General features: G+C 69.8%; 14 protein-coding genes and 1 pseudogene. 7 read left to right on the top strand and 8 right to left on the bottom strand.

Annotation, left to right across the window (positions count from 1 at the left end):
* Window positions 1–27: 27 nt before the first annotated feature.
* The 4 genes and pseudogenes from O7615_RS27105 to O7615_RS27120 form a co-directional block, all read left to right on the top strand.
* Window positions 28–126, top strand: a pseudogene (locus tag O7615_RS27105) (pyridoxal kinase); the annotation flags it as partial.
* Window positions 126–263, top strand: a complete 138-nt coding sequence (locus O7615_RS27110; RefSeq protein ID WP_278180607.1) for a hypothetical protein — start codon at window positions 126–128, stop codon at window positions 261–263. The pseudogene O7615_RS27105 and the gene O7615_RS27110, both read left to right, overlap by 1 nt.
* An 8-nt stretch (window positions 264–271) precedes the next feature.
* Complete coding sequence (locus O7615_RS27115; protein WP_278180608.1) at window positions 272–694, top strand: AraC family transcriptional regulator; 423 nt, start codon at window positions 272–274, stop codon at window positions 692–694.
* A 52-nt stretch (window positions 695–746) separates the two neighbouring features.
* Window positions 747–1,175: a VOC family protein gene (locus O7615_RS27120; protein WP_278180609.1), complete on the top strand. Its 429-nt coding sequence runs from the start codon at window positions 747–749 to the stop codon at window positions 1,173–1,175.
* 61 nt (window positions 1,176–1,236) lie between these two features.
* On the opposite strand, the gene O7615_RS27125 is transcribed toward O7615_RS27120, so the two are convergent.
* The 6 genes from O7615_RS27125 to O7615_RS27150 all read right to left on the bottom strand — a co-directional run bounded on the left by O7615_RS27125 (window position 1,237) and on the right by O7615_RS27150 (window position 6,941).
* Window positions 1,237–2,187, bottom strand: a complete 951-nt coding sequence (locus O7615_RS27125) for a sugar phosphate isomerase/epimerase (protein WP_278180610.1) — start codon at window positions 2,185–2,187, stop codon at window positions 1,237–1,239.
* Window positions 2,188–2,206: 19 nt separating this feature from the next.
* Window positions 2,207–4,330 carry a PQQ-dependent sugar dehydrogenase gene (locus O7615_RS27130; RefSeq protein ID WP_278180611.1) on the bottom strand — a complete coding sequence of 708 codons (2,124 nt, stop codon included), beginning with the start codon at window positions 4,328–4,330 and terminating at the stop codon, window positions 2,207–2,209.
* 360 nt (window positions 4,331–4,690) lie between these two features.
* The gene (locus O7615_RS27135; RefSeq protein WP_278180612.1) at window positions 4,691–5,326 is read right to left on the bottom strand and encodes a dihydrofolate reductase family protein; all 636 of its coding nucleotides are present in this window, start codon (window positions 5,324–5,326) and stop codon (window positions 4,691–4,693) included.
* 61 nt (window positions 5,327–5,387) lie between these two features.
* On the bottom strand, window positions 5,388–5,753 hold the full coding sequence (locus O7615_RS27140; protein ID WP_278180613.1) for an MmcQ/YjbR family DNA-binding protein: 366 nt from the start codon (window positions 5,751–5,753) through the stop codon (window positions 5,388–5,390).
* 116 nt (window positions 5,754–5,869) lie between these two features.
* The gene (locus O7615_RS27145) at window positions 5,870–6,067 is read right to left on the bottom strand and encodes a DUF397 domain-containing protein (RefSeq protein WP_278180614.1); all 198 of its coding nucleotides are present in this window, start codon (window positions 6,065–6,067) and stop codon (window positions 5,870–5,872) included.
* On the bottom strand, window positions 6,060–6,941 hold the full coding sequence (locus tag O7615_RS27150; RefSeq protein WP_278180615.1) for a helix-turn-helix transcriptional regulator: 882 nt from the start codon (window positions 6,939–6,941) through the stop codon (window positions 6,060–6,062). The genes O7615_RS27145 and O7615_RS27150 overlap by 8 nt, the downstream gene beginning before the upstream one ends.
* A gap of 402 nt (window positions 6,942–7,343) precedes the next feature.
* On the opposite strand from O7615_RS27150, the gene O7615_RS27155 reads away from it, so the two are divergent.
* The 3 genes from O7615_RS27155 (at window position 7,344) to O7615_RS27165 (ending at window position 9,217) form a co-directional block, all read left to right on the top strand.
* Window positions 7,344–7,811, top strand: a complete 468-nt coding sequence (locus O7615_RS27155; RefSeq protein WP_278180616.1) for a hypothetical protein — start codon at window positions 7,344–7,346, stop codon at window positions 7,809–7,811.
* Complete coding sequence (locus tag O7615_RS27160; protein ID WP_278180617.1) at window positions 7,808–8,194, top strand: hypothetical protein; 387 nt, start codon at window positions 7,808–7,810, stop codon at window positions 8,192–8,194. Before O7615_RS27155 ends, O7615_RS27160 begins: the two co-directional genes overlap by 4 nt.
* Before the next feature lie 192 nt (window positions 8,195–8,386).
* Window positions 8,387–9,217, top strand: coding sequence for an isocitrate lyase/phosphoenolpyruvate mutase family protein (locus tag O7615_RS27165; RefSeq protein WP_278180618.1), 831 nt, complete (start codon window positions 8,387–8,389; stop codon window positions 9,215–9,217).
* A 64-nt stretch (window positions 9,218–9,281) separates the two neighbouring features.
* Here O7615_RS27165 and O7615_RS27170 read toward each other — a convergent pair whose 3' ends face one another.
* Window positions 9,282–11,003, bottom strand: coding sequence for a carbohydrate-binding protein (locus tag O7615_RS27170; protein ID WP_278180619.1), 1,722 nt, complete (start codon window positions 11,001–11,003; stop codon window positions 9,282–9,284).
* A gap of 156 nt (window positions 11,004–11,159) precedes the next feature.
* Window positions 11,160–11,333, bottom strand: a complete 174-nt coding sequence (locus tag O7615_RS27175) for a hypothetical protein (protein WP_278180620.1) — start codon at window positions 11,331–11,333, stop codon at window positions 11,160–11,162.
* Window positions 11,334–11,387 lie beyond the last annotated feature (54 nt).

The raw sequence follows: 11,387 nt of genomic DNA on the forward strand, positions 1-11,387 counted from the left end.
GGCACCACGAACCGCCATGATGGGACGGTGAAGATCCTGTCCATCCAGTCCTCGGTCGGCTACGGCCACGTCGGCAACTCGGCGGCGGTGTTCCCGCTGCAACGGCTCGGGCACGAGGTCTGGCCGTGACCACTCCGCTGCCGCCGATCTTCGCCGTGCTGGAGGCGACCCTGGCGGCCGGCACCCGGGAACTCCAGCTGGTCGCCGCCCAGGCCGCGATCGCCGACCCACCGACGCGCTTCCCGACCCGCCGACTGCGCTGAGAACCGTCGTGACGAGCCCGCCACCCCGCCGAGTTCCCGGTGATCTTCTGGTGCACCTGCGGCGAGCCCGCGACCACATGGACCGTCACTACACCGAGACGCTGGATCTCGCCGCCGTCGCGGCGGTTGCCGGCATCAGCAAGTACCACTTCCAGCGCCTCTTCACCATCACGTACGGCCTCTCCCCGGCTGCGTACCTGTCCCGGCGGCGCATCGAACGGGCCCAGGACCTGCTGCGGGCCACGAACCTGACGGTGACCGAGGTCTGTCACGGGGTGGGGTTCACCAGCCTCGGCTCGTTCAGCAGCCGGTTCCGGGACCTCGTGGGCGAGACGCCGAGCGAGTTCCAGCGTCGCTGGGCGAGCACGGGCGCGCCGCGCATCCCGGGCTGCTTCGTCTTCATGTGGGGGCTCGCCGAACGACGCGACTGACGTCGCAAGCCAGGAGAAGTCGGCCGCCACGGGCCCTCTCTAACCTGGCCCCATGATTACCCACATCTCGCTGACCAGCGTATACGTCAAGGACATCGACGCGGCCAAGGCGTTCTACACCGAGATCCTCGGGTTCGCCGAAGGCACCGACATCTCCCTCCGGGAGGGTTACCGCTGGTGCACGGTCAAGCACCCCAGCCAGCCGGAGCTGGAGCTGCACCTGACCCTGCCCGGCCCACCGCTGTCGCCGGAGGTGGCCGAGACGCTCCGCCGGGCGCAGGACGAGGGCGGGCTGTTCGGGGTCGGCCTGGCCGTCGACGACTGCCGCAAGACCCACGACGATCTGCGGGCCAAGGGGGTCGAGTTCCTCCAGGAGCCGGAGGAGCGCCCGTACGGGGTGGAGGCCGTCATCCGCGACAACTCGGGTAACTGGCTGGTGCTGGTCGAGCCCCGGGAGTTCACGCTCGCCGACTTCGAGTGACGCGCGCTGGTGGGGCGGCGGCTCGCGGCAGCCGCCCCACCATGCCGTTGACGGGCGTACGTCAGAACCGCAGGTTGCGCAGGTAGCGGTAGCCGATCTCGGCGGTGCGCTGGGGCGTCACGTCGGGGGTGTCGTTCTCCACGATGTATTCCAGCACCGAGTGCTTCCGGAAGATCCGCGCGAAGTCGATCATGCCGGTGCCCAGGTCGGCCATGTCGCCGTCGGCGGCATGCCGGTCTTTGACGTGATACTGCAGGACACGCTGCGGCGCGGAGCGGATCACGTCCAGGGTGAAGCCCTCGGGGTCGCGTACGCCGTCACCGGACTCGATGCCGCCGGTGACCGCCCAGTAGATGTCGATCTCCAGGTGGACCAGCGTCGGATCCAGTTCCTCGGTCAGCACGTCCCACGGCCGCCGGCCGCCCCCGAGGTCGATGGTGAACTCGTGGGCGTGGTTGTGGTAGCCGTACCGCAGGCCGGCCCGGGCCGCCGCGGCGGCCTCGACGTTCATCTGCTCCGCCCACCGCTTCCAGTCGTCGGCGTTCTCGGAGTAGAGGTACGGCACCGCCATGAACCGCTGACCCAGGGTGACCGCGTTCTGGATCTTCTCCCGCAGGGCGGCGGGGCTGTCGCTGATCCCGTCGTGGCTGGAGCTGGCCTTGACGCGGATGCTGTCCAGGAAGCGACGCAACTGGGCGGCGTTGCGCCCGAAGTAGCCGAGCGCCAACTCCACCTTGGGGTAGCCGATCCGGGCGAGGTGCCGCAGGGTGGCGTCGTAGCCCGGCTCGCCGTTCAACGCGTCGCGGACCGTCCAGAGCTGGATGCTGATCAGGCCCGGCGGCACCCGCCGCCGACCGGTGTGCCGGGGGCCGGCGGCCGAGGCCGCCGTCGCGCCCACGCCCGCCGTGGCGAGGCCGACACCGGCCATCGCGGCCACCGAGCCGCGCAGCAGGCCCCGCCGGTCGATGCCGGAACGCCGCAGCGCGGCCATCCCGTCGTAGCCGTAACACATGATGACTCCTCTCGTGGATCTACACGCCGGGGACCAGCACGACCTGGTCGGTTCCGGTCAGCGAGGGCAGGCCGTCGCCACCGGGATCGGTGTAGGACGCGACGAACACGGCGGACAGGTTGTCGTTCTCCGGGTCGTGACCGGAGGGCACGGTGGTCAGGATCGAGCCGGTGCAGCCGCTGGCCGTGGTCTGCGGGTGGCCGTGGTCGTCGTGGCCGAGGACGTAGGTCACACTGACCCGGGCGCAGTCCACCGGCTGGTCGTCGGTGACCCGCACCTCGTACCGCACGGTGTCGCCGAAGGAGAACGGTTGCCCCGCGACCGGCGCGACCAGCTCGACCACCGGTTCGGCGTTGCCGACCACGACCCGCACCGACGCGGAGGCCGAGCGTCCCCCCGGGTCGGTCACCCTGAGCGTCGCGTCGTAGATGCCGTTCGTGCGGTACGTGAACGTCGGGTTCGCCGCCCGCGAGTCGACCCGGTCGTCGTCGTCGAGGTACCACTCGTACCGCAGGCGGTCGCCGTCCGGGTCGGTGGTGCCCTCGCTGGAGAACTCGACGGTCAGCGGTGCGAGCCCGCCGGTCAGGCTCGCCGCGACCGCCGGTACCGGGCTGTGGTTGCCGTCCCCGCCGATGTGGTCGATCCGGGCCAGCTGCGCGTCCGGGTTCTCGCTGAAGAAGCCGTCGCCGTACTCGAGCACGTAGAGCGCGCCGTTCGCGCCGAATTCGAGGTCGATCGGGTTGTCGAAGACGACCGAGGGCAGCACCGGTTCGATCCCGCCGACCCGGCCGGCCCGGTCCAGCTGGAAGGCCCTCACGTAGTCCCGGGTCCACTCGTAGAACAGCGGCTTGCCGTCGTAGTACGCCGGCCAGGCCACCGGGGCGCGGCCCCGCGTGGTCGCGCGGTCGAACCGGTACGTCGGCCCGGCCATCGGCCCGATGCCGCCGGTGCCCAGCTCCGGGAACTGCGGGGAGAGGCCGTAGCTGTACCAGACGTCGGGCTGCTGCACCGGGGGCAGCGTGCGCAGCCCGGTGTTGTGCGGGGACTCGTTGACCGGCGCCGCGCAGTCGAACGTCGCACCTGACTCCCCGGTGGCGAAGTCGTAGTCCACGTACGGCAGCTCCGGGGTGACGCAGTAGGGCCAGCCGTGGTTGCCGGCCTTGCGCGCCACGAACCACTTACCGTGCCCCGCCGGGCCACGCGACGGATCGGGCTGGCCGGCGTCCGGCGAGTAGTCCGCGACGTACAGATCGCCGGTCCGCCGGTCCAGCTCGATCCGGAACGGGTTACGCAGACCCATCAGGTAGATCTCCGGACGGGTGCCCGGCGTGCCCTTCCGGAACAGGTTGCCAACGGGGATGGTGTACGAGCCGTTGGCGCCCACCTTGATGCGCAGGATCTTGCCGCGCAGGTCGTTGGTGTTGGCCGAGGTGCGCTGGGCGTCGTACGCGGGATTGCGGCCGGGCCGCTCGTCGATGGGGACGTAGCCGCCGGAGTCGAACGGGTTGGTGTCGTCCCCGGTGGACAGGTACAGGTTGCCCTTGGCGTCGAAGACGATGTCCCCGCCGACGTGGCAGCAGATGCCCCGGTCGACCGGCACGTCGAGGATCCGCTGCTCGGTGCGCAGGTCCAGCTTGTCCCTGACCAGGCGGAACCGGGACAGCCGGAGGGCGCCCCGGAACGGTGCCAGCTCCTCCTCGCTGCCCCAGGCCGGCGCGTCACCCTCGTTGACGTTCGGGGTGGACGGATCGTCGACCGGGGTGTCCATCGGCGGCGAGTAGTACAGGTAGACCCAGTTGTTGCCGGCCCGGCCGAAGTTCGGGTCGATCGCGACGTTCTGGAGACCCTCCTCGTCGTGCTGGTAGACGGCGAGGGTGGCGGCGACCGTGTTGCGGCCGGTGGCGGGGTTGTGCAGCCAGACCACGCCGGCGCGGGTCACGTGCAGGACCCGGCCGTCGGGCAGTACGGCGAGGTCCATCGGCTCGCCGGGGCGGTCGTTGAGGGTGACCTTCTGGAAGGCGGTCTCCGGCGGGGCGCCGGGCGCGGCCGTCGTGGGGGTGGGCGCGGCCGTCGTGGGGGTGGGCGTGGCCAGGAGGGCGATGGTCGTCAGGCCCGCCACGGCGAGCGTGAGTCGTCTCTTCAACTGCCTCTCCTTCTCGTGAGGACTGGTCGGGGGCAGGTCGGGGACGGTGGGTTCCGGTTCCTCCCTTCCGGGTGATGCGGGCAGCACAGAGAGGCCCGTCGTGGCCGCCGCCGGGCGACGCGGGCGCAGGAACTGGAAGGTGGGGTGGGATCGATGGGCCGTCGGAGGTCACGTCCGAGGCGCTGGCTCCCGTGTCGGTTCACCTCGACGTAACATCCGGGCTGAAGCTAACAAAAGCGATGTCTATGTGTCTATGGCTTTCGCCGGACTTAGCGCCAACTTTTGGCTAAGACAGCGAAAGCGGAGCCCGCGCAGGCGAAACCGCCCCCAGCTCTGAGGGCGGTGCAGTGTGGACCAGGCTCAGCGTGGTGCGGGCTGGCCTCGCTCAGCGTGTTCGTCGGCCGCCGGTCCGGTGCGTGCGCCTCGGACTGCGTACCGGTGCATCGTCACGCCCTGCTCGAACGCCAGGTGTTCGAGCAGGTCCAGCTCGATCGGTACGTTGTGGGCGTCGAAGAGCGGTCGGCCGGTGCCGAGTATGACGGGGTGGGTGAAGAGCAGGAGTTCGTCGAGCAGCCCTGCCCGCAGGAGGTGTGTGGCTAGGGTGGCGCCGCCGACCCCGATGTCGCCGTCGGTCTGTGCGCGCAGGTTCGCGAGCTGCCCGATCGCATCGTCACCGCCGATGACCCGGGTGTTGTGGCCCGCGCTGTCGCGGGTGCGGGAGACGAGCACCTTGGGCGTCGACGTCCAGATCTCACCGTACTCACGCAGGTAGTCGGCGAGCGATCCGTCGTCGCGGGCGGCCGGCCAGAACGCCTCCATCGTCTCGTAGATCGTGCGGCCTTCGACCATGAGCGACATCGCCCGCGCCCGCGCGTTGAACTCCCGATGCAGCGACTCCCCGATCCGCAGCCAGTCGCCGCCGCCCTGCTCACCCGGGGCGCGCTCGATCCGGAGGTCGACGGAGACGTTCATCCAGTACACGAATCGGCCCGGCACGCCCGCCTCCAGCGATAGCGGTCTGCAACTGCTTCTCGGGTGGACACTACCGACCGCACCATCAGGGCGCGTCGAGCCGGGCGAGCAGGGCGGGCGGTGCCACCGCTCGGTATCCGTCCTCGATGATCTCGACCAGCTCGGCCTCGTCGATCCCGGTGTCGAGGCGTACGCCGACCCAGCCGCGATGCCCCACGTAGGGCGGGCGGAAGTAGGTCTGCGGGTTCTCCGCGACCAGTTCGACGGCGGCTCCGGCCGGCGCGGCGCACCACAGGTGCGGAAAGTCGTCCTGGTGATGGCCATCGGGCCAGACGGTGGCGAACGACTTCTTGCCACGGACGAACCAGGTCGGGGTGCCGTGACTCAGGCGTTCGCTGACCTCGGGAAGGCCCAGACATGCCCGCCGGATGATCGCCACGATGTCGGTCATCGACCCACGCTACGACACAGCTGGGCCCGCCGGAGTATGAATCTGCTGCCGCTGACGACCGGCGACAGCATCGCCAACGGAGAGCCGGGCTCAAACTCCTCGTCCTGAGGTAGGGGTCAGTCGGGAGCCTTGGTGGACCGGACGAAGGTGGTCCAGGCGGTGGGGGAGAAGGTGAGGGCGGGCCCGGCCGGGTCCTTGCTGTCGCGCACGGCGACAAAGCCGGCCAGGTTGTCGGCGACCTCCACACAGTTGCCGTTGTTGTCGCCGCTGCGGGTGCTCTTGCGCCACTGCGCGCCGAGCAGGTCGTCAGCCATGGTGGACCTCTTCCTTGATCTTGCTGATCATCCTTCTTGATTGTTCCTCATCAAGGGAGAGGCTGACGAGGCTCGCCCAGACCTTCTCGTAGACCGCGAACTCTTCGGGCCTGTCGAGGTAGAGCGCCCCAGTCACCGACTCGCTGTAGACGACGGATGGGTCAGGTACGACCCGGTTGCCGAGCGGGAAGTCAAGCATGACAAAGGCCCCGGCAAGCGCGCCGTAGTGAGCGCCTGCTGACAGCGGCAGGATGCGGATCGACACGTTTGGCAGCGTTGTGCGCTTAAGGAGCCGGTCGAGCTGCTCAGCCATGACCGGTGAACCACCGACGCATCTCAGCAGCACCGCCTCTGACAGCACCCACTCAAGCCTCGGTGCCTTTGGGAGCCGCCGCACCAGGATCTCCTGTCGCCGTCGGCGAACATCCAGAACCTCTTCCAGCTCTTCGGCGGGCATATCGGGCCGATTCTGGTAGACGCCACGGGTGTAGGCCGGGGTCTGGAGTAGACCGGGGATGAGGGTGTCGTCGTGTTCGCGGAGGCGGGAGGCGGCGGATTCGAGGCCGACGTAGAGTTCGAACCAGTCGGGGATGGCGTCGCCGTAGGAGTGCCACCAGCCTTTGGCCTTGGTCTCGCTGGCTAGGGCGGTGAGGGCGCCGGTCAGCTCGGGAGTGACAGCGTACAGCTCGCAGAGGGCCTTGACGTCGACGGCGCGGGTCGGGCCGAGGCCGGTCTCGATGCGCCACATCTTCTGCCGGCTGCACTGCATCGCCTCGGCCGTGCCGTCGAGGGTCATGCGTGCTTCGGTGCGCAGGTCGCGCAGTGCTCGCCCGAGCTGTCGCCGGGGGACTGTCGATCCCATGTCGTCGGCCATCGGCCACCCCTCTCGTGTTGCGTGGTGTTACATCCGGATGCCATCGGTGAAACGTGGAACGGTTGCCTGATAATCGATTTCTCCGAGCGCCGTGCGCACCAGAGCTATTGCGCCTCTGACCATACAAGACACCCCCGACAACAGCCATCACCGCGCAATTCCCACGCGCGGTTTCTGGCATTGTCTTGGCCGCGCCCTGCAACCTCCCGCCATCTATCTGTGCAACATGGAGTGGTAGCGGTAAAGAAAGTTGGCGGGAAAGCGGGAAATCGCGTCCTCCGGCGTTGCGTTTCCACTGCGTACCGACAAAAGATGGCCACAGCGCGGCGGCCGGATCATCCCCCGAGTCGGCCGCCGCGCTACCCGCGTGGTGGTGCCTGGGTGGTGGGGAGGCGTGGCGGAATGGGCAGGCGGTGGAAGTGGTTCTTGCGGCCCGGGGAGGTCGCGCTGGATCTGACCGGGCCGGCGGCGGTCGAGCACGCCGTACCGGAGTCGCGGCTCACCTCGCGGTGCGACGGCGCGCTCGTTTACGAGCGGCCCGAGGAGCGGCCGGCGTCGCCGGGCCGGAATCAGCGTGCGGCCCGCTACGACCCGCAACTGCCCGGCGGGCGGAACCGGGGCGGGTTCGTGACGCCGGCCGGTGAGCTGCCGTCGGCCGGTGAGCCGGTCGAGGCTCCGCCGCCGGACGGTCTGGGCCTCACTGCCGCCCAGCTCGAACGCGCGAATCGCCTGGCCGATCTGCACTGGCGCAGCCCCACGGAGGATCCGCGTACCCGCAGATGCCCGGACTGCCGCGTGGACGGCACCTGCCCCCGGGCGGCCTGGGCCGACGCGATCCTGATGCGCTGCCTGCGGGCGTACCTGCGATGAGCGCCTTTGACCTGTCGCCCGCGCAGATCCGCAACCGGCTGATCCTGCGGGCTCGGCGGGCGGCGCTGGCCGCCGGCCCTCGACCTCGGCCGCCGGGATGCTCGCCCGGCCCCGTCGAGGCGACGCCGACGGTGACCCGCCTGCCGGTCATCCCGCGACTGCCCGTCGCGGCGGGGGACGTGGTCCGGCTCGCCGAGCCCGACTACCGGCATGCCACCGGGCCGCTCCGGCTCCGGATCGTCCGGGCCAGGCCCGACATCAGCGAGTGGTACGCGGGCGAGTGGGTGTGGCTCGAAGGCATCGAGATCGGGCCGGACGGGCGGGATGGCGCGTTCCGTCCGGTGCTGGTCAACGTTGCCGCGCTATCGCAGTCGAGAAGGTAACGGCGTGCCCGCACCCGGCTGTCCGCCGCCACCCCGCCCAATCCAGGCCGGCCGCCGTCAGGTCCGATTTCAGCCAGACGCGGTCCCGAGAGGGACCGAGTATTGAGCGGGCGGGAACGCGGAGGCCGGGCGTTTGCCGGGCTCGTCGGCCCGCCCGTACGTCGATGATCGGGCATTGGGAGGACTGACGGTATGACCAGCACGGGGCGCAATCTGAAGGCGCGTAGGTTCCGCGAGCTGAGCAACGGGCGGGCGTTGGTGTTGCCGAATGCCTGGGACGCGGCCAGTGCGGCCGTGATGGTCCGGTCGGGAGCCGTGGCCGTCGCGACCACGAGCGGTGGTGTCGCCTGGGCGTGGGGGCGCTCGGACGGTGAAGGGCTTGCCCGCGCGGAGATGATCGAAGCGGTACGCCGTATCGCGGACGCCGTCGACGTTCCGGTTACCGCGGATCTGGAAGGCGGCTACGGCCCGGCGCCTGAGGACGTCGCGCGCACGGTCCGGGACGCGATCGACAGCGGGGTCGTCGGCATGAACCTCGAGGATTCGCGGGCCGCCGATGGCACGCTCCTGCCGCCCGAGCAGCAGGCCGAACGGATCCGGGCCGGGCGCGAGGCCGCGAACGCGGCGGACATGCCGGACTTCGTCCTCAACGCGCGGACCGACGTGTATCTGCGCCAGGTCGGAGACGTGGCGTCTCGCCTCGACGAGGTGCTGGCCCGTGCGGAGAGCTACGCCGAGGCGGGAGCGGACGGCCTGTTCGTGCCGGGCCTCGTCGACATCGACGCGTTGGCGAGGCTGACCGCGGCCATCGCGTTGCCGGTCAACGCGATGGCCGGGCCGGGAACACCCAGCATCGCCGAGCTCGTCGCGGTGGGGGTGCGGCGGATCAGCGTCGGTACGGCGATCGCCGAGGCCGCGCTCGGCCTGGCCGCCCGCGCCACGCGCGAGCTGCTGGCCGGCGGCACGTACGCGTCGCTGGAACAGGATCTGACGTACGCGGAGATCAACGCGCTGTTTGCCTGACCCCGCGCGTAGGTCGCCGTTGACACCGCCCACGTCCCCTGCCGGCCCTGGGCTGACGGATCGCCTACCTGGGGTTCCCGTGCCGTAGTCGGGTCTGCAGCACGAACGTGGTCACGCTCTGGGCCGGAAGGGACGCCGTGAAGTGGTTGCCGGTCACCCTCGGGTCCGGCACCTCTGCGAGGTTGCGGGTCGCGTCGGTCACCCACGAGTCGATCCCCGACACGCTCGTACCCACGAGGTGGATTCGCTGCTTGAGGGCGGTGGTGTTGGTGTTGACCGCGACGACGGTCACCGTGCCGTCAGCGCCCCGGTAGGCGGAGGTGAGTACGCCGGGCCGCGCCTCCCTGGTGGCCTCGACGCGGACGTCTCCGGGCCGCACGAACTTCGTGTAGTGGGCCAACATGTAGCCGCGCTTGCTGATCGTGCCGTCCTCCAGGATGGGGCCGTAGTTGCGGCGGATGTACCACCAGACGTACGCCTGGAACTGCGCGTCGGCCATCGAGTGGTGGATGTGCTCCGCGACCTGGAGCGCCTCGGGCCACCGCTGGGCCGAGTCGGTCTCGCTGTTGGGCGTGTAGATCTCGGTCATCCACAGCTCCTTGCCGGCGCCCTTCTCCTCGAAGAGGGGGTACCGGAAGTCGGCATACTGCGTGCCGTAGAGGTGCGCACCGAGGATGTCCAGGTTGGCGAGTGCGCCGGGGTCGTTGAGGATCGGGTCCGACATCTCCTTGCGGTACTGGAACGACTCCGGCGCGATGACGCGTGTCGAGATCACGCCCGCGTAGTCGCGCAGGAAGCGCACGATCTCCTCCGGAGTCCACCAGGTCCACTCGAACGCGTAGTCCGGCTCGTTCTGGACCGAGATGCCGTACAGCTCGACGCCGTTGGCGCGCAGGTACTCCACGAAGTCGTTGAGATGCTGCGCGTACTCGGCGTACTTGTCGTGCGCGACCCGCATCGCCTGCGTCGCGTCCGAGTACGGCGCGGCGGTCAGGTTGTCGAGGCTCGGCCCGCCGTCGCCGGTGGTCTCCAGCCGCACGACGTTCATCCCCGGCGTCATCTGCACGTGGACGAGCTTCATGTCCCAGGTCGACTCGCTGCCGGTCGCCTCGAACTCGACGTCGCCCGCGACGAGCTCGTCGTTCACGTACAGGTCGAGCGTGCGGGTGCCGCTGGCGAGCGCGTAGCGGAACCCGAACGTCTTCAGGCCGGCGGAGCCGATGACGACGTTGTCCCACTGCACGCTCGCCCCGGCGGCGGCCGTGAAGTCGACGTAACCCGTGCCGTCGAAGCCCGGAGCCGAGGTCGCGGTGACGGCATCGACGAGCGCACCGTCCTCCGCCTCGTAGACGCTGCCGATCAGCACCGGCGCCTTCTCGAACGTCTCGACGAGGTCGGCCGGCGGGTTCCACGGCGCCGCGATGACCAGCGCACCCTTGGCCGACGCGGCCTGCGCCGTCGCGAGGTCGTTCGACCAGTCGGCGCGGTCCTCCGGCACGGGGATCCGCAGGATCGACAACCCCAGGTCGTCTGGGCCGTTGTCGAAGGCCGTGTCCCGCTGGGACGGCGTCAGGTCACCGATCCACGCCGTGTGGGTCATGCCGCCGAAGCCGCGGATGGTCTGCCGCGGCTGTTTGACGCTGACCACGACGCTGTCGGCCTTCGACGCGGCTGATGTCGATACGGGCACCTGTGTCAGGGATCCCGCCACGACCGTGGCCACCGCGGCGGCGACGAGTGCGAACCTGGATCGGGGCGTGGGGCCGGACGGCCGCCGCACTGCCATGAAGTCGCTCCTTCGAGTTCACCGACCGACCGGTCGCCCGTGCCCGGCAAGCGACGATCTGGGCCTGCCGACCGTGATATCGATCGACATCATGGGAGGCTAGGCCCAGACCTGCGGCAGCACAACAACTGACGCCGCACGGTGGGGCAGTGACGTTCAGCCGAGCGCGACCTCAACGCCGCTGGAGGACGGCGAGTCGTACAGTTCGGGCTCGGTGAACTCGACGTCCTTGGCGGGTTGCCGAAGACGATCCCGCTGGTGATCTGGGTTGCCGGGGTTGATATCGCTGAGGAGCGGACCTTGCGCCAGATCGGTGAACGGGGCGGCCACGTCAGGTCTCTTGAACATTTGACCGTCCGGTGTCATCCGAGTGGGATGAGTCGG

The sequence above is a fragment of the Micromonospora sp. WMMD1082 genome, from assembly GCF_029626175.1.
GTDB lineage: Bacteria > Actinomycetota > Actinomycetes > Mycobacteriales > Micromonosporaceae > Micromonospora.

What these genes read in the sequence shown, in the direction of transcription:
- O7615_RS27170 (WP_278180619.1), bottom strand. Translation starts at nt 11,003, where the DNA reads ATGGCAGTGCGGCGGCCGTCCGGCCCCACGCCCCGATCCAGGTTCGCA.
- O7615_RS27125 (WP_278180610.1), bottom strand. Translation starts at nt 2,187, where the DNA reads ATGTGTTACGGCTACGACGGGATGGCCGCGCTGCGGCGTTCCGGCATC.
- O7615_RS27155 (WP_278180616.1), top strand. Translation starts at nt 7,344, where the DNA reads ATGGGCAGGCGGTGGAAGTGGTTCTTGCGGCCCGGGGAGGTCGCGCTG.
- O7615_RS27150 (WP_278180615.1), bottom strand. Translation starts at nt 6,941, where the DNA reads ATGGCCGACGACATGGGATCGACAGTCCCCCGGCGACAGCTCGGGCGA.
- O7615_RS27140 (WP_278180613.1), bottom strand. Translation starts at nt 5,753, where the DNA reads ATGACCGACATCGTGGCGATCATCCGGCGGGCATGTCTGGGCCTTCCC.
- O7615_RS27145 (WP_278180614.1), bottom strand. Translation starts at nt 6,067, where the DNA reads ATGGCTGACGACCTGCTCGGCGCGCAGTGGCGCAAGAGCACCCGCAGC.
- O7615_RS27165 (WP_278180618.1), top strand. Translation starts at nt 8,387, where the DNA reads ATGACCAGCACGGGGCGCAATCTGAAGGCGCGTAGGTTCCGCGAGCTG.
- O7615_RS27120 (WP_278180609.1), top strand. Translation starts at nt 747, where the DNA reads ATGATTACCCACATCTCGCTGACCAGCGTATACGTCAAGGACATCGAC.
- O7615_RS27160 (WP_278180617.1), top strand. Translation starts at nt 7,808, where the DNA reads ATGAGCGCCTTTGACCTGTCGCCCGCGCAGATCCGCAACCGGCTGATC.